The following is a 20,351-nucleotide window of genomic DNA, read 5'->3' on the forward strand; positions in this document are numbered from 1 at the left end:
ATCCAGTTAAACATCGCCCTTTGCGCCCCATCTTTGGGTTCTGTACGGGTGATATCGTTCGGGCTGATGTCCCTAAAGGTAAGTACAAAGGGACATTCACCGCTAGGATTTGCCCAATGTCAGACGGTCGCGGCGAGTTCATTATCGACAAGAAAAGGAGGTCAACCCGATTGGATTACTGCACACCGATTCACCGTAAGGATGGTTATAGCTATGCATTTTGATTAGGTTTGCGTAGATGTCTATAGAGATTTGGTTACAGTTCTTTACCCCTAGCCCCTCTCCCAGGCTTGGATACTGCTGGTCATTAGACCCCTCCCCTTTCCCCTTCCCCTTTCCCTCTCCCTAGCCCTCTCCTACAAGGAGAGGGAAGTGGAATATTTTTTTCATTTGGAGGTACGGATACATACCTCAAGGCTTGCCAGTACTGGTTTTTACCTTAGGTTGAATGGCACTGAAATAAGCTATTTTGGATCACCGAAACCCTTGATATACCGTAGGGTGGGTTTCGACTTCGCTCAACCCACCAGCCAAAATTTCAGTATCATTCACCTTAAGTTGATTCTCAAGAATCCATGACAATGGAAAATTCAGCTAACTATTGTCAACTACCGGAACTATCGGGCGATCGCAAATTGGTTGCCGGAGTCGATGAAGTTGGGCGTGGCGCTTTATTCGGTCCGGTTGTAGCAGCAGCGGTTATTTTACCCGCATCGACTCTGCCCAATTTGGCTGGTTCTGGAATGAAAGATAGTAAACAATTAACTCGTCTACGACGCCAGAAATTGGCGCAAGAGATTCAAGAGTTAGCCGTCGATTGGAGTATTGGTTATGCCACCAGTACTGAAATTGACCAAATTAATATCTTACAAGCCTCTCTGTTGGCAATGAAACGGGCTGTGCTTAAGTTAAAAGTGCAGCCTGATTTATGTTTGATTGATGGCAGACAGGCATTGGTAGGCTTACCTGTACCCCAAAGAAGTCTGATTAAAGGAGATCAGCGATCGCTGGAAATCGCAGCGGCTAGCATTGTGGCAAAAGTCTGGCGTGATGATTTAATTGAGCGTTTAGCGACGAAGTATCCTGATTACGACTTAGCCGCTAATAAGGGGTACGGAACTCAACGACATCGTTTAGCCCTGCAACAGTTGGGTCCTTCGCCCCAGCATCGCCTTTCCTTTCGTCCTTGTCAACTCAGGGATGGGGAATGAGGGAGATGGGGAGATGGGGGAGCAGCGGGAGCTGGGGGAGCTGGGGGAGCTGGGGGAGATGAGGAAGTTAACTCAAAACTCTACCTTACCTGTTCCCTGACAAATGACTAAATGGTGGGATTATCAGCGGGTGCAAGATGCTGAGAGTTAGACTGATTAAGGGTTTGACGATCCGCGTTAGCCCATTGCCGATAATCCAATAGCAGTTGATGCATTAATTTTTGCTTAATTCGCAGCAACACACTTTTGAGTAATCCATTTCCGGTTGTTTCAATAATGGGTTGGGGTGTCATCGATAGAGGAAAGGGAATATCCACCCGAACCTTTAAATCAGCCTTACCTTTGAGCCGAGTGGTGTTTTGCTGTTGCTCAGGATAGAGTTTTCCCTTGACCTCCAGGGTAAAGCGTTGATTGATGTAGTCTAATCCAGGAATGTCACAATCTACTGATCGCAGATGAACTGTACCGTTAACATCTGCCCAAACTTTGAGGGTGACTCGCGGTTGAAAGGCTAAGGACAGAAAATGCAATGGACGCATCTTCAGGCGAAACTGCTCTGGACTCAGTTGCTCGATCAGATTCGGATCAGCGATCGCGTGTACCAGGCGCTGAGGTTGACGTAAATAGTGCTGAATCGGGATGGGTTGTTCGGGTACGGCAAGTTCTACAGATTGGGATGCAGTAAACTGGCTGGTCATAGGGTGAGAGCAACGTTGGGTTTTGTCTAAGTTTCTTAAAGTTAATCTTACTTTAATTAAAGTTTATTTACATAACTGGGGGGAATTTTTTAAGGTTATGGGGATGAGCGAGTCTCGTAAATGAGACTACAGCATGTAACTTTATCCTTACTCCGATTGTAGAAATTATGCTCGCCAACCGTTATCTTCCTATAGAAGACTTTCAGTGCCTCGATCAGAGCAACGGTTTAGTCCTAAGGACGGAAATTCTTAAATCTCATTACTGAGTACAAATAAATCTTATTATTATAAACTAAAGCGCAGTTTATGTCAATTTCAATTGCCCATCTTGGACCACCAGGAACTTACGCAGAAGCGGCAGCATTAGCTTACTGTCGCACTCTTACCCGTGAATGTGATTCAAAACCCTGGTTATGTCCTTATCCCAGCATTGCCCAAACTCTGCACGCCGTCGCCAAAGGGCAAGCGGATGTGGCGGTGGTGCCTGTGGAAAATTCTATAGAAGGCAGTGTCACGATTACGTTGGATACTTTGTGGCAACTCGATCAACTGCAAATTCAACAGGCATTGGTTTTACCTATCCAACATGCCCTGTTATCACGGGCATCTCGTCTTCAGGCAATCCAAACCGTTTATTCTCATCCTCAAGCCCTTGCCCAATGTCAAGGGTGGCTAGAAAACAGTCTACCCTTGGTACAACTCGTACCCACAAACTCAACCACAGAAGCCTTACAGCATCTGGATACTGACTATACGGCAGGCGTGATCGCGTCTCAACGGGCGGCGATGCTTTATCAATTACCTATCCTGGCGGCGGCTATCAATGATTATCCAGACAACTGTACTCGTTTTTGGATTGTGGGTCAGCAATCGGCTCCTGGGGGTAGTCATACCTCCCTGGCTTTTAGCACCCCCGCCAATGTACCGGGAGCCTTAGTTAAACCCCTGCAAGCCTTTGCCCAGCGAAAGATTAACCTGAGTCGGATTGAGTCTCGCCCGACGAAGCGATCGCTGGGTGAGTATCTTTTCTTTATTGATTTAGAAGCCGATGCCTCTACACCGTTGGTGCAAGAGGCACTCTCAGAAGCTGCCTCTCATACAGAAATTCTGAAAATTTTTGGCAGCTACAGCGTCATACCCATTGATTCAACCGCGCTGATTGAGAATTAAGCTTAATTAAATGCATCTTTAAGGACTGTACGGGCAGCCAAATGATTGCGCGTGGAGGTAAGTATTTCCGCTTCACGTTCCAAACGGGCTGCTGTATCCTGCATTTCTAACAACGCTTGCTGTTCCGAGGCGACACCGTAAAGATTTCCCGCTACCCAATATGATAGTTCTAAAGGAAGGTCTGGCAAGTCTTCGGGCAGCTCGATTTTCTGATCCGTCAGCTTGGCAGAAAGATGGACGACATCTCGCAGCAATTGCTCAACGGATGTGGAAATTTCTTTTAAGTCTTTTTGAGAGGGTTGATCCTCTATCCATTCCACTAATCCGACACGATAGGGTTTTTCTCGGACGTATTCTAAAACCCGAAATCGTTGCTGACCCAAGGTTAAGACTTTCATCCGATCATCAGGCAGACGCTGGAAATGTATAATTTCAGCGCAGCAGCCAACGGCGGCGGGTTGACCTTGCACCGGGTCCCACATCAATACCCCAAAACGCCGATCGCTCTCCAAAATCGTGTTCATCAGGATACGATAGCGAAATTCAAAGATATGGAGGGGCAGAGGACGTCCCGGAAATAGAACCACTTCTGGCAGTGGAAACAAAGGAAGTTCTCTAACAGCAATTGAGGAAGAGGATGCCATTGTGCCTTGGTGAAAAGGGTAACTGCGCTTCTTTACCTACTTTAACGGATTTTTTGGGGACAAGAAGCCACAAAATCCATTAAAGCGGTACTAACTCATATCTTGTCCGGTTTTATGGCATGTCTATTACCTGTACTGATTTGGGCAAGAGCATTACCCTTCTACCCTCCTACCCTCCTCCTCTTCCACCCTATAACTTCACTTCAATATCCACACCTGCCGGTAAATCCAGTTTCATCAGGGCGTCAATGGTTTTGGACGATGGCTGATAAATGTCAATAAGTCGCCGATGAGTACGGGTTTCAAAATGTTCCCGCGAATCCTTATCAACGTGGGGCGATCGCAAGACACAATAAATACGACGTTTGGTCGGTAAGGGAATTGGACCGACGGCGGCAGCATTGGTGCGATTTGCTGTATCCACAATCTTCTCGCAAGAAGTGTCCAGCAATCGCCGATCAAATGCTTTAAGACGAATCCGAATTTTTTGCTGCTGAATCGTTGCCATTTTTTTGAGTTGTCTAGGTTCTGAAATAATTAGGAGTTTTAAGTGTTGAGTATTGAATGAATGTTCCCGAACTCAGAACTCAACACTCAGAATTCATAACGTTTTGCCAACACAGAGAATAAGGAGCAGAGAACAGCATCAGCGTCTCTGCTCCTACTCTTTTGAGTGAGAACAGTGCTACTTGAGGATTTTGGAGACAACACCTGCACCGATGGTGCGACCGCCTTCACGAATGGCAAAGCGCATTCCTTGTTCAATCGCGATCGGGTTGATTAACTCCACGGTCATTTTTACTCGGTCTCCCGGCATAACCATTTCCACATTGCTACCATCATCAGCGGTGTAGGAACTGATTGTTCCCGTCACATCGGTGGTACGAACGTAGAACTGAGGGCGATAACCGGAAAAGAATGGAGTATGACGTCCTCCTTCTTCTTTTTTGAGGACATAGACTTCCGACTCAAACTGAGTATGAGGAGTGATAGAACCGGGCTTGGCAATTACCATTCCCCGCTCAATATCTTTCTTCTCAACACCTCGGAGCAGAATTCCGGCATTGTCACCCGCCATCCCTTCATCGAGACTCTTCTTAAACATCTCAATGCCGGTGACGGTTTTCTTGACCGTATCCCGGAGTCCAACTAGCTCAACTTCGTCACCAATCTTGACTTTACCGCGCTCGATCCGACCCGTGGCGACTGTCCCCCGACCGGTGATGGTGAAGACATCTTCAACTGCCATCAGGAAGGGCTTATCTACATCCCGTTCTGGGGTAGGAATGTAAGCATCGACCTCATCCATTAACGCATAGATCTGATCAACCCACTCATCATCACCCTTCTTAATGTTTGGGTTAGAGGTAAGAGAGTCAAGCGCCTTTAACGCCGAACCTGCCACGATGGGAATATTATCTCCATCGAATTCATAATCACTGAGGAGTTCGCGGACTTCCAGTTCCACCAATTCCAGTAATTCTTCGTCGTCCACCATGTCTTTCTTATTCAAAAAGACCACCAAGTTGGGGACGCCTACCTGCTTGGCAAGGAGGATATGTTCCCGTGTTTGCGGCATCGGACCGTCAGCGGCGGAAACCACCAGAATCGCCCCATCCATTTGAGCCGCACCCGTGATCATGTTTTTCACATAGTCAGCGTGTCCGGGGCAATCAACGTGAGCATAGTGACGATTTCCCGTTTCATACTCAACGTGAGCGGTGTTAATGGTAATCCCCCGCGCCTTTTCCTCTGGTGCCGCATCGATTTCTTCGTACTTCTTAGCGGTTGCTTGACCTGATGAAGCCAGAGTCATGGTAATGGCAGCCGTCAACGTTGTTTTGCCGTGGTCTACGTGACCAATTGTGCCAATGTTGACGTGGGGTTTAGTCCTTTCAAACTTTGAGCGTGCCATGAATTACGTTTTCCTTTTCTTAGTTATGCGTTCCCTTTGCTCTTAGCAATGATAGCTTCAGCCACGTTACGAGGCACTTCATCATAGTTGCTAAACTCCATTGAGAAGATACCTCGACCTTGGGTTTTTGACCGGATATCCGTAGCATAACCAAACATCTCGGCTAATGGAACTTTAGCAGAAACTTTGGCAATACCTTCATCGGTACCCATCCCTTCAATTTGACCACGGCGGGAGTTGAGATCGCCCATGACATCTCCGAGAAAGTCTTCAGGCACTTCAACTTCCACTTTCATCATAGGCTCGAGTAACACGGGTGCAGCCTTCGTTACGCCGTTTTTAATTGCCATTGAACCAGCAATTTTGAACGCCATTTCCGAAGAATCAACATCGTGGTACGAACCATCAACTAATGTGGCTTTGACATCAATGAGGGGATACCCAGCTAGGATACCCGATTCGCAGGCTTCTTTCATACCCTGCTCAGCCGGGGAAATAAATTCTCTCGGTACGGAACCACCAACAATCTTGGAGACAAATTCAAACCCACTACCGGATTCACCTGGCTCCAATTCAATCACGACATGACCGTACTGACCTTTACCGCCACTTTGACGGATGAACTTGCCTTCAGCTTGCACGGATTTGCGAATGGTTTCTCGGTAAGCCACCTGAGGGGCACCCACATTCGCTTCAACTCGGAACTCCCGCAGCATCCGATCAACCAGAATTTCCAGGTGAAGTTCACCCATTCCCGCAATCACGGTTTGATTGGTTTCTGGGTCGATACTGACCCGGAATGTTGGATCTTCTTCCGATAAGGCTTGGAGTGCTTTGGAAAGCTTCTCCATGTCCTGCTTGGTTTTGGGTTCTACGGCTACCGAAATCACTGGTTCTGGAATATAAAGCGATTCCAAAATAATCGGGGCTTCTTCGCCACAAATTGTATCACCCGTTGTTGTTTGCTTGAGACCAATTGCTGCACCGAGATCGCCAGCTCGTAGCTCATCGACCTCAATACGTTCGTTGGATTTCAAAATAATCAGCCGGGAGATACGCTCCTTCTGATCTTTGGTGGAGTTGAGAATGTAGCTGCCTTTTTTCAGGATGCCTGAGTAGACCCGCATGAAGGTTAAACGACCATAAGGGTCTGACATGATTTTAAATGCCAGCGCCGATAGGGGTACTTCATCATCTGCTGGTCGCTTGTCCGGTGTCCCATCTGGCAATAGTCCCTGAATTGGCGGAACTTCCGACGGAGAGGGTAGATAGTCCACCACTCCATCAAGGAGTAACTGTACTCCTCTATTTTTGAAGGCTGAACCACACAGCACCGGCACAATCGTACCGGCAATTGTACCTTTACGCAGGGCAGAGCGAATTTCGTCTTCGGAGAGTTCTTCTTCTGCCAGATATTTTTCTAAGAGCGCTTCATCGGTCTCAGCTACAGCTTCGATCAGCTTGACTCGGTACTCTTGGGCTAGCTCTTGAACCTTTTCCGGGATTTCGGTATCTTGCATATCCGTACCCAGGTCATTGCTATAAATCCGGGCACGCATCTGGACAAGATCGACAATCCCGTGGAAATCACTTTCACTGCCGATGGGAATTTGGATCGCAACCGCATTGGTACGCATGCGATCGCGAAGTTGCTCGTATACTTTGAAAAAGTTAGCACCCGTGCGATCCATCTTGTTGACAAAGGCGATCCTCGGCACCTTGTAGCGATCCGCTTGACGCCACACGGTTTCCGATTGGGGCTGGACACCTCCCACTGAGCAGAACACAGCAATCACACCATCTAAAACCCGCATCGAACGCTCAACTTCAATCGTGAAGTCTACGTGACCCGGTGTATCAATGATGTTAATCCGGTGCTCCAGCCAGTTCGTGCTGATGGCAGCAGCAGTAATTGTAATTCCCCGTTCCCGCTCTTGCTCCATCCAGTCGGTCACGGCTGTCCCTTCATGGACTTCGCCTAGTTTATGAACGATTCCTGAGTAAAACAGAATTCGTTCTGTTGTTGTTGTCTTGCCCGCATCAATGTGGGCGGCAATCCCGATATTGCGTATTTTCTCAAGCGGGATGGTACGTGCCACAGCTACCTCCTTCGTCTGTGCCGCAAGTTTACACGTTGCGTTACTATCTCTTTACAATTCTATACTTTGTTTAACTTTTTAGGGATTTGTCCTACTTGTTCCTCAAAAAGCCAGCCAGCGACTTTATTGCTCACGGAACGCCGAATTAAACCTTAGCCTCCTTGGCGCTGTCAGTCACCAGCTTACTGAATTAGTAGCGATAATGAGCAAACGCTTTATTGGCATCTGCCATCCGATGGGTTTCTTCCCGCTTACGAATGGCATTCCCCGTTTCATTTGCCGCATCCATCAGCTCATTTGCGAATTTACTCGCCATACTTCTCCCTGGACGACTCCGGGAAAACTGGATCAGCCAGCGCATGGCTAATGTTATTCCGCGTTCTGAGCGGACTTCCATGGGAACTTGATAGGTTGCCCCTCCAACCCGACGGGCTTTCACTTCTACTAAAGGAGTGACATTCCGTACCGCTTCTTCAAATACCTCTAGCGGTTCCTTTCCGGTGCGTTCTTCAATAATCTTGAAGGCGTCATAGATAATCCTAGATGCTACTGATTTTTTCCCATGATGCATAATCCGGCGCACCATCATACTAAGCAGACGGCTGTTATAAACCGGGTCAGGGGGGACTGGGCGCTTTTTAACAACTGTACGACGAGACATAGTAAGCCTTTACAAAATACATACACGGCAAATTTAACTATTTATCCTGGAACTGATTATTTTTTCTCCAGCTTGAGGAGTTGCTTGAAAAAAACAAGCCACTTCATCTCCCTATTTTCCTGATCAAGTTACCCAAAACAAACCGCTATGGGTTAAGTCTAGCAGGGTTTTGGCAGATTTAGAAAAGCTCTCTTGGTTTACTTAGGACGCTTGGTTCCGTACTTGGAACGACCCTGCTTGCGATCTTTTACACCCGCCGTATCTAGAGTTCCTCGAATAATGTGATATCGAACTCCGGGTAAATCTTTAACCCGTCCTCCTCTAATCATGACGACCGAGTGTTCTTGAAGGTTATGACCAATCCCTGGAATATAAGCCGTCACTTCAAAACCCGATGTCAGACGTACCCTTGCCACTTTCCGCAGGGCTGAGTTCGGTTTCTTGGGGGTTGTGGTGTAGACGCGGGTACAAACACCCCGCCGTTGTGGACATTGTTTCAGTGCAGGCGATTTTGTTTTCGCCTTAATTTTGGCACGTTCGCTACGAATAAGCTGCTGGATAGTGGGCATGAGTTAAGGCGCGTGATATTCCTTGAATCGTTTGCAAGTATTGACAAATTCTGATTGTACTGACTTTTAGGCAACAATGTCAATTTTTTGGTCTTTTGTCTTTGGTCATACTCGCCCAAGCGAGAAGCAAGCTACGTCCTTTGTGCTTTAATTACTCCTTCAACCTCGGATCATTCTTCACGTCTTAACTCGAAACGAGTTACCACAGCCACAGGTTTCAATGGCATTGGGATTATAAAAGCGAAACCCACCGCCCATGAGATCTTCGGAATAATCCAAGGTGAGGGTAGTTAAATGCTTAATGCTTGCCTCATCCACGACAACAGCGACGCCTTGACAATCATAGACGCGATCGCTCGCTCTGACGGCATCATCAAACTCCAGAGTATAGTATAAATCGGCACATCCTCCTGGCTTCACACCTAAGCGTAATCGAGCTTGCTGTTGCTGGCGCTTGGTTTGCAGGCGTCTAATTTCATCAGTCGCCGCTTGACTCAGTGTAATCATCAGTTTTGTCCTGGGTCACAAATCATCTTGACAGGCAATTCTCCAAAACTCTTTCTATTGATGACGATGAGAACTTTCGTCACCTGGGGCAAAAAAATTTCCTCCCCTAGTATTAGGGAGGAGCAAATTTGGCGTCAAGCTAGTACAGCACAGGTAAGCAGTATTAGCTACTTCAGACAATCTAACCTATTGTGAGGTGGACTCGTTGCGGGCGTAGTCATCTTCATAGCGAATAATGTCATCTTCGCCAAGATACTCGCCATTCTGTACTTCAATTAATACCAGCGGAATAACACCCGGATTTTCTAGGCGATGAGCATGTCCTTGAGGAACATAGCTGGACTGATTTTGATGAATCAATAATTCCTTATCCCCGCAAATAACCTTCGCCATGCCACTGACAACAATCCAGTGTTCACTACGATGGTAGTGCATTTGCAGACTGAGGCGATGACCAGGTTTCACCTCAATACGCTTAATTTTGTATCCTCGCCCCTCTTCCAGAACAGTAAATGAACCCCAAGGTCTTAGTTCTGTAGCGGCAGCGCCTTCGGCAGTCAACGATCTGGGTAGGGTGATCGCCGAATCATGAGGAACTGCTTGCTGAACCATAGTATTTCTCCTGAAAATAGTTACGACATTAATCGTGTGTAAAAAGGTTTTATCGGCTTTTTAGCTATTGCCAGGTTTTCAACAACACAAAACCTAACCACAATCAACATTAGCAAATTCAGCTTAGATTTTGCACACATTAGGGGCTGGATTCGTCAAATTGTAGGAAGTCTTCACATTTAGAGGCTTGAGCTTTATCGAAACTTTAAGAAAGGAGTCAGACCCAAGAAAAGAGTACAATTATTAAGTTTTGTCAATAATCCTCAAACCCTTATAAAGGACACAGGACGCATGACAAATGACAATCTCCACCGTTAGCTTTGATTGTGTCCACCTACTTATAGGGTCGGAAGAGTCCTAAACCATTGTGAACCTGGGCGGCTGTATGAGGAGAACGATCTAGAAGATGACCCCCCAAATAGAGTCCAGTAGAACTGCCACCATCGAGATTGAGCGCATCAACGGCTCCCAGTTGTTGCATCAACTGTGCCGTTTCCGTCAAGTTGGGTCCCCTGCCACCGACACGATTGTGCATAGCCGCAATAATTAGTGTGCCATTTGCTGTGATTCCGATCGCACTCCGAATGGCAGATTGTTGGGCAAAGGCATTACTAAAGTTTTCGGCTTTGGCATCTAACACAATTTGGCGATTTTGCAGTAACAAGGGACCAGCGCCCAGGATATGAGGATAATTATTAAACTCAATGGGCAAGGTTTTCTGTTCAATCTGAACGGTTGTACCAATAGTGAGTGATTTAGCGATCGCACTGGGATCATGCCCTCGGTTGGTAAGCAAATAACTATTAACTGGAATGACAAAGGATTCCTCTCCAGCGACTCCTCCAGGTATTTGAGCCGTAATCTGGTTATTCTGCACCACCCAAATCACTTCATTATCGGTTAATGGGGTGTATGTTGCGCCCCAAGCTGGGGTATAGCGAGATATCCCGGCTTGCACATAACCGCTATTCAGAAACAGAATTGGGAAACGTTCTCCATTGGCGGTAATTAAGGTTTCCTGGAGGCTAAGGCGTCCAAATTTAAATTGATGCTGATCTGTCCACGCGATCGCACCTCGGTTGAGAATGGGTCCAGAATACCAATATCCATCCCGGCGGATCGCACCTAATGGTAATTGATTATTGCGGTTAAAGAAGCCACCATTAATCGCAGCCGCAGCGTTCCATAACTGCGCTGTTTTAATCAGGGGGGCGGTTCCCACTTGAGTCGTGGGATTACTCCACATCGGTTTCAGATTAACTTGCGGATTTTTGGGATCAACCTCTAGCCACACCAAAGGAAATCGAGTATCACCCAGAGTCACAGTCCGCTGACGCCACCAAATACCTGGTACCCACAGAATATCTTTTTCTACCATGGCATTGGGACGAAGTTCGACAACTAAGCGATTGGGATTCGGTAAGCTAAAAACGTGCAACTGTAAACCATCTGGAATCGAAACCCCGATAGTGGTTTGAGTCTGATTGGTTTCAACTTGGATCGTCGGTTGATTGTCTAAGGCTTCCTCATCTTCCCCATCTCCCCCTGCTTCCCCTGCTTCCCCTGCTTCCCCTGCTTCCCCTGCTTCCCCTGCTCCCCCTGCTTCCCTATCTTCCACAGGCTCCAGGGGGGTAAACTGTTCAATCAGGGATGGATTCGCGATCGCTTCTAATATAATCACCCCTTCACCGGGGCTTCTGCTCACTTGCCAAGGTGTGGGACGATCTAAATCAAGGACAATTCTAAACCCCGATAGCTGCGTCTCTTGTCGGATACTCTCTAACCGTGCAGGTACAGACTTTAGAGCTAATGTATCTCCTTGAGCTTGAAATTGCCATCCCAACTGTTGAGCAAACTCTGTAATATCTAAATAGCGATAAGCATCACGATGGTGAGCCACGAAGACGAGAGGCGTACTCAAGGGATTAGAGAACCACTGTATCGGTTGTCGCGTCCAATTGCGGGTACTCAACAATTCCAGTCCGAAGAGTTGTTGGACTCCCACATCAGTGATACCCGTGCGTATAACTCCCCCAACCTGCCACTGTTTCCAAGCAAGGGGTAGTATACGACCATTTAAGGAGAGTTTTGTCCCTGTGCCAAGGACTTGAGTGGGGGTTTGAGCGAATCTATGAGTCTGAGGCGAGGGAGTAACGGCTTCAGCTTCTACCCATTCGCGATCGAGTTCAAGGGTAGACTGAACGACTAAACGTTGCAGAATTTCCCCCATGGTTAGACTTTCTATTACTAGGGATTCCGCACAACTAACACGTTTAGCGGTTAAACCTAGGCATGAAGCACAAATTGCTAAGAGTCCTATCACAATTTTGGCTTTATTCCGTGAGAACCCCTTTGTCATAATCTTGGCTTTGGCGTGAGATGAGTTGACGTTTAACCATACAGATAAACTAACTTCTGTATTGTATGTATATTATGAAAATTAGTTCAATAATCAAAGCTAAATTCTATATAATCTGTTTTGCTCTTGACAGCCATCTCGGCTCAAAGGTTCCCTGGCAATTTGCTTGTAAGTTAAAATAGTCGTTGACTTTAAAAGAAAGAGGGGTGGGAGACCTGTCCAGTTTTGAGTTGATTTATAATCGAAAAAAAACGGGAGACTCGAATGACTTTAGCCACGATCGCAACACCCAAAAAGGAATCCCCCCTTTTGTTTGAGGGAATGACCTGGAGAGAGTTCAAAGCTGTTGAGCAATTGTTAGACCGCCCAGGATATCGACTTTCTTTTTTAGATGGAGTTTTGGAGATACGACGAATGCCTGGAGAACCTCATCAAACTGTTAAAGAAAGAATTGGTGCATTGTTGGAGCTTTACCTGTTGATGGCAGGATTTGACTTTACTCCAACTGGCTCGATGACGTTGGAAAGTGAAGGAGTCGCTGTTAAGCGGGAAGCAGATGAATCCTATAAACTGGTTCCGGGTCGAACCAATCCCGATCTAGCAATTGAGGTGGTGTTTACCAGTGGCGGTCTCAACAAGTTGGAGATCTATAAGCGGCTGAAGATCAAGGAAGTGTGGTTTTGGGAAGATGGGGTGTTGGAGCTTTATCATCTGCGAGGTGAGGGGAATACACTTGACTATGAACAGATTAAGAGTAGTGAGGAGGTTAAAGGGATTGATCTAGATTTGTTATTACGTTGCATCAATATGGTGAATCATGTGGATGCTATTAAAACATTTCAAAAGGCGCTGCAAAATTAAGGTTTTATGGTATATTGTTATCGTGGGAAAATGTGTGCGCCTGTAGCTATATAATAATTCGCGATCGCACAGGTTGAATCAGTCGCATCGGGTACAGGAAAGTGTTGCAGGATTTTAGCGATCGCGTGAGACCATGAAGCGGGCAAGCACAACAGGTTTAAACAGAATCCAAGCCCGATCGCATAGAGATACATTACCTTTTGCTGGGCTAAATTTCTTGGTGACAGGCTTCCCTGAGAGTGGATGAATTGCTCTACATTGATCAATTGGTCAATGTCCTTAAATCAGGGAAAAATATTATGATTTAAGTATCTTCATTAAATTCGTACCATTTAACTCAAAAATGTTAAAGGAAAATATAGCCACTGTCATTAAAATTTTAGAATCATTCTCTGATGCACAGCAGGAGCGAATTATTGAGCATTTACGGGACTATATTGCTGATATGGAAGACGAATTAAAGTGGACTCAATCTTTTCGGAAAACACAAGATAAGTTAGTAGAAGCAGCGAAATTGGCGAAACAACAAATTGCTCAAGGACAGGGGCAAGCTATGGATTATGTGGCGTACAGCGATTTTACTACCCTCAGCAAAGTCAAAACAACATTTAACCTAACGATAGACGAAACCAGCCGCCTTTTTCCAGACATTGCTCCTCTTGAACCCAGCGACTACCTCAAAACCACGCTGCATGAATTTTTACCCCTTGCTAATGCTATTAACACAGAAAAAGCACGGTCTGAATTAATTATTGCTCCTGTTTTATTAGAAGTCCGGCGACAGTTTAACTTTCAAGTCGGCTTCTTTTCTGGCACAGATTTCAACGTAGACCAAACTGTTGGACTGAATGGATACTGTGATTATATTCTAACGGCTTCCCCAGAAATGTATGAAATCTATGCCCCAGTCGTGACCCTTGTAGAAGCTAAGAACGAAAATATTAAAAGTGGGTTAGGACAATGCATTGCTGAAATGGTTGCTGCCCAACGATTCAATCAACAAAATGAAATTCCCATTGATGTTATCTATGGCGCCGTGACGACAGGAATGATTTGGAAGTTTATCAAGTTGGTTAGTCAAACAGCTTTCATTGATTTAAACGATTACTTTATTAAAGAAGTTGACCAAATATTAGGAATATTATCGACTCCCTTTGCTCAACATCTATCCCATAGAAATAAGTAGGTGGACAAAAGTAAAGTTAACGGTTGAGATTAGGCAACAGGCAACAGGCAACAGTAAGGGTTTGAGGCTTGTTAACATCACTTAACATGGTTGAGTTTATTTCCACCAACCTACTTAACCTGTGAACTCATCCACCATGCCATCGACTTCTGCACGACTTCTGCCCAGTTTACACTTGATATCACCGACTCGGTTAACCTTCAGATCAGCCAGCAACGCCGAAGCATCCAAAACAACTGTCATTCTGTAGCTTCCTTTTTCGCGGCTTCGCGACGTTCAGCGATCAACTCATCGACTAAACTGCGATTTTTGGACACCTGTGCGAACCGTGCCTTCAATTGTTGCTTAATCGCCTCCGGCTTTTCCAGCACCAACCTCCCCTCCTCACGAGTAATCAGCCTATCCGCCACAACGCCACCGGAATGACCAACCATGCCTCAACTGCCAGTCTCAACTGCTAGGATGGGAAGCAATACGCTAGACTAAGGTTCACGTCATACCGATGTTCCCCACCCATCTAGATGATTGTTGTTTTAAGCCATGTTAATCACTTGGCTAATATCCTAAATCATGCCATTGGGGATTGCCATAGTCAGGTATTTTCGATAAGATTAGTCTCCCCATCTAAAGAGCTTCATTTGAGAACCAAAGTTGCTGACCCTTCTGGGTCTGTAGTTTAGTGGCTGATGCTACTCCGTCTGCCAACCATATATATAAAAATATTAGGACAACCACGCCAACTGGACACGAGATGACTCACACAATGATCACTAGAGAGCGAATTAACGTCAATTATTTCTCTATTTTTCAGTTTTTCAATGGAACTGGCGATGACGTAGCCGACTTGGATAGAACTGAGATTTTACCGCACTGGTAATCAATTCCTAGTTCCCGTAAGGTGGGCAAGAACAACTAACGAACTAACGATAAGACAAGGGTTTCAACGTTTATACCCCTTGCCCCCCTACCTCTAGTAACGAATGACCAGTGACCAATGACCAATAACACTAGGAACTATCTTATGACAAACAGGAGCATCAACCTAAATCAACAGCATCACTCTTGGAATCGAGACGATGTAGCCTATCCAGGACAACGATGGTTAGTGGAAGAACGGGATGCTTGCGGTGTTGGCTTTATTGCCTCAGTCGCAGGTGTCGCTAGCCATGAACTGATTGAACAGGCACTTTCGGCATTAACCTGTTTAGAACATCGCGGTGGCTGTAGCGCTGACCGAGATTCGGGTGATGGCGCTGGCTTGATGACGACGATTCCTTGGGGGTTGTTTACGTCTTGGTTTGCGGAACAAGGACTCACCATGCCAGCAACCGATCAGTTGGCGGTGGGTATGGTATTTTTACCCCAAGATGCGGCATTGGCGGCTAAAGTTCGGGAAATTGTTGCCGACGTCTTTGAACACGACGGTTTTACCGTATTGGGTTGGCGTGTCGTTCCCCTAAACGAATCGGTTGTTGGACCCCAAGCCCTAGACAATCAACCGCACATAGAGCAAGTTATTGTTAGCTGCCCCAATCAAAGCGAAGATGATCGGGAACGTCTTCTCTATAAAACCCGCCGTCGCATCGGTAACGCTTTAGAAGCGGATGGTACTCTCCATTGGTCCGATGATTTATATATTTGCTCCCTCTCCAGTCGCACAATTGTCTATAAAGGCATGGTGCGTTCGGCGGTACTGGGTGAATTTTATCAGGACTTAAAACATCCTGAGTTTCAAAGCCCCTTTGCTGTTTATCATCGCCGTTTTAGCACCAACACCCTACCCAAATGGCCCCTAGCGCAACCGATGCGGTTATTGGGACATAATGGGGAAATTAATACGCTGCTGGGTAATATTAACTGGATGAAGGCAAGGGAGGCGGATTTATCTCATCCGGTATGGGGAAACGAAATCGAAGATCTCAAGCCCACCGTTGATCCGGATAATAGTGACTCAGCTACTCTAGATAATATCTTTGAGTTACTCGTGCGATCGGGTCGTAGTCCTCTGGAATCCTTGATGATTATGGTTCCTGAAGCCTACAAAAATCAGCCCGATTTGCAGGATCATCCGGAAATTGTGGATTTTTACGAATATTACAGCGGCGTTCAAGAACCTTGGGATGGTCCGGCGCTGTTAGTGTTCAGTGATGGTCAAGTCGTTGGTGCAACCCTTGACCGGAATGGATTGCGACCTGCCCGTTATAGTATCACCCGGAATGGGTACGTGGTGGTTGGATCAGAAGCTGGCGTCGTAGACTTACCCGAAGCAGACATCGTGGAAAAGGGTAGACTTGGACCCGGACAGATGATTGCTGTGGACTTAGCCAACCACGAAATTCTCAAAAACTGGGACATCAAACAGCGAGTTGCCCAACGTTTACCTTACGGCGATTGGCTGAAACAGCATCGTCAGGTTTTATCCCCTCAAGGGTTTACCGATACAACCCAACTCGACGCCCAAACCTTGCTACAGCAGCAAACCGCTTTTGGGTATACGGCTGAGGATTTGGATATGATCCTGGAACCGATGACGACTCAAGGGAAAGAACCCACGTTCTGTATGGGGGATGATATTCCTTTAGCCATACTCTCCGATAAGCCGCGCCTGCTGTATGACTATTTCAAACAGCGTTTTGCCCAAGTCACCAATCCACCGATTGACCCCTTGCGGGAAAGTCTGGTGATGTCCTTAAGTATGGAACTGGGTCAACGGGGGAATCTGCTAGAGGCTAAACCAGACTATGCCCAACTGCTGAAACTGAAAACCCCGGTTCTGAATGAAGCCGAGTTAAATGCGGTAAAAACCTCTGGGTTTGCTACAACAGAACTCTCTACATTATTTGAGATTAGCGCGGGTCCGGATGGGTTAAAAGATGCCATTGACCGATTATGTGCCCAAGCCGATCAAGCGGTGAAATCTGGCTCAAAAGTGCTGATTTTGAGCGATAAAATTGGCGGAAGTGTCGGAGAAAATACCAGTTATATTCCACCGCTATTGGCAGTGGGGGCAGTTCACCATCACCTAATTCGCGACGGGTTGCGGATGAAAGCCTCCCTGGTTGTGGAAACGGCGCAATGTTGGAGTACCCATCATTTTGCTTGTTTGATTGGTTATGGGGCTTCAGCAATTCATCCCTATTTGGCATTGGAATCTGTGCGTCAGTGGTGGTCGAATCCAAAGACGCAGAAATTGATGGATCGGGGTAAAATTGAACCTTTAACCATTGACGCGGCACAGAAAAATTACCGTAAGGCGGTGGAATCCGGGTTATTAAAAATCCTGTCCAAAATGGGGATTTCCCTACTCTCGTCTTACCAAGGGGCGCAGATTTTTGAGGCATTGGGAATTGGTGCAGAGGTATTAGACTTAGCCTTTCGCGGTACAACCTCCCGCCTGGGTGGTTTGAATCTGGCAGAATTGGCACAGGAAGTGATTGCTTTCCATCAACGGGCGTTCCCGGAGTTGACGGGTAAGAAACTGGAAAACTTTGGCTTTATCCAATACCGTCCCGGTGGCGAATATCACATGAATAGCCCGGAGATGGCAAAGGCGTTACATAAAGCCGTGGCATCCTTTAATGGTAATGGTCAGGGTTCGTCGGTGAAAAACGGAAACGGCAAAACTGACGACGAAAAGACCGCTTATGACCACTATGATGTCTATAAAAAATACCTGGAAGACCGCCCGGTCACGGCGTTACGGGATTTGTTAGACTTCAACAGCGATCGCGCCCCCATCCCCATCGAAGAAGTCGAACCTGTCGCGGATATTGTCCAGCGTTTCTGTACCGGTGCCATGTCCTTGGGTTCTTTGTCACGAGAGGCACATGAAACCTTGGCAATTGCCATGAATCGGATTGGCGGGAAATCCAATTCTGGTGAAGGGGGAGAAGACCCAGTTCGGTTTAAAGTCTTGGATGATGTGGATAATCAGGGGAATTCGCCCACATTACCGCATCTTAAAGGACTGCGGAATGGAGATACCGCGAGTTCAGCCACCAAACAAGTCGCATCCGGGCGCTTTGGCGTGACGCCAGAGTACCTAATCAGTGGCAAACAATTGGAAATTAAAATTGCCCAAGGTGCGAAACCCGGAGAAGGGGGACAGTTACCGGGGAAAAAGGTGAGTCCTTATATTGCCATGTTGCGGCGGTCTAAAGCAGGTGTACCCCTGATTTCCCCACCCCCTCACCACGATATCTATTCGATTGAAGACCTCGCCCAATTGATTTTTGACCTGCATCAGATTAATCCAGAGGCGAAGGTGTCGGTGAAATTAGTGGCAGAAATTGGCATTGGTACGATCGCAGCAGGTGTGGCGAAGGCAAATGCTGATGTGATCCAAATTTCCGGTCATGATGGCGGAACGGGCGCATCTCCCCTAAGTTCGATTAAACACGCGGGCGTATCTTGGGAGTTGGGTGTCACCGAAGTCCATCGGGCGCTGATGACGAATCAATTGCGCGATCGCGTGATTTTACGGGCAGATGGTGGCTTCAAAACTGGCTGGGATGTCGTGATGGCGGCGTTAATGGGCGCGGAAGAGTATGGCTTTGGTTCGGTGTCGATGATTGCGGAAGGCTGCATCATGGCGCGAATTTGTCACACGAATAACTGTCCCGTTGGCGTAGCGACACAGCAAGATCATTTGCGGAAGCGGTTTACCGGAATCCCCGATCATGTGGTTAACTTCTTCTACTTTGTCGCCGAAGAAGTGCGATCGCTCTTGGCACGGTTAGGGTATCGTAAGTTAGACGAGGTAATCGGTCGGGCGGATTTACTCAAACAACGCGAGGATATCGCGTTAACCAAGACATCCACCGTATCGGTGAAATGCTTAACCGATTTACCCGATACAAGTCGTGATCGGTCGTTCCTCAACCATGAGGAGGTTCATAGTAATGGACCCGTTCTCGATGATCAACTCCTAGCTGATCCAGAGATTCAAGCCTGCATCACCAACCAAACCTCACTCACCAAAGACGTAGCCGTTTTGAATACTGACCGAGGGGTTGGCGCACGTCTAGCGGGTGCGATCGCCAAAAAATACGGTAATACTGGCTTTGAAGGACAAATTACCCTCAACTTCAAAGGTGCAGCCGGACAAAGCTTTGGTGCCTTCAATTTGCCCGGAATCACCCTCAATCTGGTTGGGGAAGCCAATGATTATGTCGGTAAAGGGATGCATGGGGGTGAAATTATCATCACGCCTCCCACTGATGCAACCTACAACCCCGCCGAAAACGTAATTGTCGGCAATACCTGCCTCTACGGTGCCACAGGCGGTACATTATTTGCCAATGGCTGGGCGGGTGAACGATTCGGCGTCCGCAATTCTAAAGGTCAAGCCGTGATTGAAGGGGCTGGCGATCACTGCTGTGAATACATGACAGGCGGTGTGATTGTAGTCTTAGGTCATGTTGGGCGCAATGTCGGTGCAGGGATGACAGGCGGATTAGCCTACTTCCTAGATGAAGATGGCAACTTCCCGGCAAAAGTCAACCCCGAAATTGTGAAGATGCAACGGGTGACCACATCGGCTGGGGAACAGCAGCTAAAAGCCCTAATACAAGCCCATGTTGACCGCACCAACAGTGCTAAAGCCAAGACAATTCTGGCAAATTGGTCGGACTTCTTACCGAAATTCTGGCAAGTCGTGCCACCCTCGGAGGAAGATACCCCAGAAGCCAATCCCGATGCGGTAGCAGAACGGGAGTTAAGTCCAGTTCAGTAACGCCAGAAACTAGGGGTTTTGGCAAGATTGGACAAGGATGAAGGATAAAACCCAGGTTTGCCTTCATCCTTGCTGTTTTTTCCGGCAAATCCTCACTTAGAGGGAACATTCCAGCCTGGTTTTGC

17 protein-coding genes and 2 pseudogenes are annotated in these 20,351 nt (G+C 47.0%); 6 read left to right on the plus strand and 13 right to left on the minus strand.

From position 1 onward, the window contains the following. Together RIG66_RS08150 and RIG66_RS08155 are read left to right on the plus strand one after the other, a co-directional pair. Nucleotides 1-224 (plus strand): annotated as a pseudogene (locus RIG66_RS08150) (RNA-guided endonuclease IscB); the annotation flags it as partial. A 351-nt stretch (nucleotides 225-575) separates the two neighbouring features. Then, nucleotides 576-1,211, plus strand: a complete 636-nt coding sequence (locus tag RIG66_RS08155; RefSeq protein ID WP_446376931.1) for a ribonuclease HII — start codon at nucleotides 576-578, stop codon at nucleotides 1,209-1,211. A gap of 107 nt (nucleotides 1,212-1,318) precedes the next feature. On the opposite strand, the gene RIG66_RS08160 is transcribed toward RIG66_RS08155, so the two are convergent. After that, nucleotides 1,319-1,909 carry a DUF1997 domain-containing protein gene (locus tag RIG66_RS08160; RefSeq protein WP_446376933.1) on the minus strand — a complete coding sequence of 197 codons (591 nt, stop codon included), beginning with the start codon at nucleotides 1,907-1,909 and terminating at the stop codon, nucleotides 1,319-1,321. 306 nt (nucleotides 1,910-2,215) lie between these two features. Between RIG66_RS08160 and pheA the strand changes: the two genes are divergently transcribed. Next, nucleotides 2,216-3,079, plus strand: a complete 864-nt coding sequence (gene pheA, locus RIG66_RS08165) for a prephenate dehydratase (protein ID WP_446376935.1) — start codon at nucleotides 2,216-2,218, stop codon at nucleotides 3,077-3,079. Nucleotides 3,080-3,081: 2 nt separating this feature from the next. On the opposite strand, the gene RIG66_RS08170 is transcribed toward pheA, so the two are convergent. The 9 genes from RIG66_RS08170 to RIG66_RS08210 form a co-directional block, all read right to left on the minus strand. Continuing rightward, entirely contained in the window at nucleotides 3,082-3,723 is a 642-nt protein-coding gene (locus RIG66_RS08170; protein WP_044208968.1) for an LON peptidase substrate-binding domain-containing protein, read from the minus strand. Nucleotides 3,724-3,913: 190 nt separating this feature from the next. Beyond that, entirely contained in the window at nucleotides 3,914-4,231 is a 318-nt protein-coding gene (gene rpsJ, locus RIG66_RS08175) for a 30S ribosomal protein S10 (RefSeq protein WP_044208966.1), read from the minus strand. 177 nt (nucleotides 4,232-4,408) lie between these two features. Next, nucleotides 4,409-5,638, minus strand: coding sequence for an elongation factor Tu (tuf, locus tag RIG66_RS08180; RefSeq protein ID WP_446376937.1), 1,230 nt, complete (start codon nucleotides 5,636-5,638; stop codon nucleotides 4,409-4,411). 23 nt (nucleotides 5,639-5,661) lie between these two features. Next, a complete protein-coding gene (gene fusA / locus RIG66_RS08185; RefSeq protein ID WP_446376939.1) occupies nucleotides 5,662-7,737 on the minus strand; it encodes an elongation factor G in 2,076 nt (691 codons plus the stop codon). 190 nt (nucleotides 7,738-7,927) lie between these two features. Then, nucleotides 7,928-8,398: a 30S ribosomal protein S7 gene (rpsG, locus tag RIG66_RS08190; RefSeq protein WP_006103261.1), complete on the minus strand. Its 471-nt coding sequence runs from the start codon at nucleotides 8,396-8,398 to the stop codon at nucleotides 7,928-7,930. A gap of 197 nt (nucleotides 8,399-8,595) precedes the next feature. Beyond that, complete coding sequence (rpsL, locus tag RIG66_RS08195; protein WP_006103254.1) at nucleotides 8,596-8,967, minus strand: 30S ribosomal protein S12; 372 nt, start codon at nucleotides 8,965-8,967, stop codon at nucleotides 8,596-8,598. Nucleotides 8,968-9,144: 177 nt separating this feature from the next. Continuing rightward, nucleotides 9,145-9,474 (minus strand): HesB/IscA family protein, encoded by a 330-nt coding sequence (locus RIG66_RS08200; RefSeq protein WP_446376942.1) that lies wholly within the window; start codon nucleotides 9,472-9,474, stop codon nucleotides 9,145-9,147. A 186-nt stretch (nucleotides 9,475-9,660) separates the two neighbouring features. Beyond that, entirely contained in the window at nucleotides 9,661-10,086 is a 426-nt protein-coding gene (locus RIG66_RS08205; RefSeq protein WP_446376944.1) for a phosphomannose isomerase type II C-terminal cupin domain, read from the minus strand. Between the two features lie 334 nt (nucleotides 10,087-10,420). After that, entirely contained in the window at nucleotides 10,421-12,445 is a 2,025-nt protein-coding gene (locus RIG66_RS08210; RefSeq protein ID WP_446376946.1) for a phosphodiester glycosidase family protein, read from the minus strand. A 264-nt stretch (nucleotides 12,446-12,709) separates the two neighbouring features. Here RIG66_RS08210 and RIG66_RS08215 point away from each other — a divergent pair, with 264 nt between their 5' ends. After that, nucleotides 12,710-13,306 carry a Uma2 family endonuclease gene (locus RIG66_RS08215; protein ID WP_446376948.1) on the plus strand — a complete coding sequence of 199 codons (597 nt, stop codon included), beginning with the start codon at nucleotides 12,710-12,712 and terminating at the stop codon, nucleotides 13,304-13,306. Nucleotides 13,307-13,323: 17 nt separating this feature from the next. On the opposite strand, the gene RIG66_RS08220 is transcribed toward RIG66_RS08215, so the two are convergent. Continuing rightward, nucleotides 13,324-13,572: a hypothetical protein gene (locus tag RIG66_RS08220; protein ID WP_446376950.1), complete on the minus strand. Its 249-nt coding sequence runs from the start codon at nucleotides 13,570-13,572 to the stop codon at nucleotides 13,324-13,326. Nucleotides 13,573-13,868: 296 nt separating this feature from the next. Here RIG66_RS08220 and RIG66_RS08225 point away from each other — a divergent pair, with 296 nt between their 5' ends. Next, the gene (locus RIG66_RS08225) at nucleotides 13,869-14,492 is read left to right on the plus strand and encodes a hypothetical protein (protein ID WP_446376971.1); all 624 of its coding nucleotides are present in this window, start codon (nucleotides 13,869-13,871) and stop codon (nucleotides 14,490-14,492) included. 137 nt (nucleotides 14,493-14,629) lie between these two features. Here RIG66_RS08225 and RIG66_RS08230 read toward each other — a convergent pair. Beyond that, nucleotides 14,630-14,735: pseudogene (locus tag RIG66_RS08230) on the minus strand (PIN domain nuclease); the annotation flags it as partial. Next, entirely contained in the window at nucleotides 14,732-14,926 is a 195-nt protein-coding gene (locus RIG66_RS08235; RefSeq protein WP_446376952.1) for an AbrB family transcriptional regulator, read from the minus strand. The pseudogene RIG66_RS08230 and the gene RIG66_RS08235, both read right to left, overlap by 4 nt. 587 nt (nucleotides 14,927-15,513) lie before the next feature. Here RIG66_RS08235 and gltB point away from each other — a divergent pair. Continuing rightward, the gene (gene gltB / locus RIG66_RS08240) at nucleotides 15,514-20,226 is read left to right on the plus strand and encodes a glutamate synthase large subunit (protein ID WP_446376954.1); all 4,713 of its coding nucleotides are present in this window, start codon (nucleotides 15,514-15,516) and stop codon (nucleotides 20,224-20,226) included. Nucleotides 20,227-20,351 lie beyond the last annotated feature (125 nt).

This window comes from Coleofasciculus sp. E2-BRE-01 (assembly GCF_040221695.1).
GTDB lineage: Bacteria > Cyanobacteriota > Cyanobacteriia > Cyanobacteriales > Coleofasciculaceae > Coleofasciculus.

What these genes read in the sequence shown, in the direction of transcription:
- RIG66_RS08155 (WP_446376931.1), top strand. Translation starts at nt 576, where the DNA reads ATGACAATGGAAAATTCAGCTAACTATTGTCAACTACCGGAACTATCG.
- RIG66_RS08160 (WP_446376933.1), bottom strand. Translation starts at nt 1,909, where the DNA reads ATGACCAGCCAGTTTACTGCATCCCAATCTGTAGAACTTGCCGTACCC.
- pheA (WP_446376935.1), top strand. Translation starts at nt 2,216, where the DNA reads ATGTCAATTTCAATTGCCCATCTTGGACCACCAGGAACTTACGCAGAA.
- RIG66_RS08170 (WP_044208968.1), bottom strand. Translation starts at nt 3,723, where the DNA reads ATGGCATCCTCTTCCTCAATTGCTGTTAGAGAACTTCCTTTGTTTCCA.
- rpsJ (WP_044208966.1), bottom strand. Translation starts at nt 4,231, where the DNA reads ATGGCAACGATTCAGCAGCAAAAAATTCGGATTCGTCTTAAAGCATTT.
- tuf (WP_446376937.1), bottom strand. Translation starts at nt 5,638, where the DNA reads ATGGCACGCTCAAAGTTTGAAAGGACTAAACCCCACGTCAACATTGGC.
- rpsG (WP_006103261.1), bottom strand. Translation starts at nt 8,398, where the DNA reads ATGTCTCGTCGTACAGTTGTTAAAAAGCGCCCAGTCCCCCCTGACCCG.
- rpsL (WP_006103254.1), bottom strand. Translation starts at nt 8,967, where the DNA reads ATGCCCACTATCCAGCAGCTTATTCGTAGCGAACGTGCCAAAATTAAG.
- RIG66_RS08200 (WP_446376942.1), bottom strand. Translation starts at nt 9,474, where the DNA reads ATGATTACACTGAGTCAAGCGGCGACTGATGAAATTAGACGCCTGCAA.
- RIG66_RS08205 (WP_446376944.1), bottom strand. Translation starts at nt 10,086, where the DNA reads ATGGTTCAGCAAGCAGTTCCTCATGATTCGGCGATCACCCTACCCAGA.
- RIG66_RS08210 (WP_446376946.1), bottom strand. Translation starts at nt 12,445, where the DNA reads ATGACAAAGGGGTTCTCACGGAATAAAGCCAAAATTGTGATAGGACTC.
- RIG66_RS08215 (WP_446376948.1), top strand. Translation starts at nt 12,710, where the DNA reads ATGACTTTAGCCACGATCGCAACACCCAAAAAGGAATCCCCCCTTTTG.
- RIG66_RS08235 (WP_446376952.1), bottom strand. Translation starts at nt 14,926, where the DNA reads ATGGTTGGTCATTCCGGTGGCGTTGTGGCGGATAGGCTGATTACTCGT.
- gltB (WP_446376954.1), top strand. Translation starts at nt 15,514, where the DNA reads ATGACAAACAGGAGCATCAACCTAAATCAACAGCATCACTCTTGGAAT.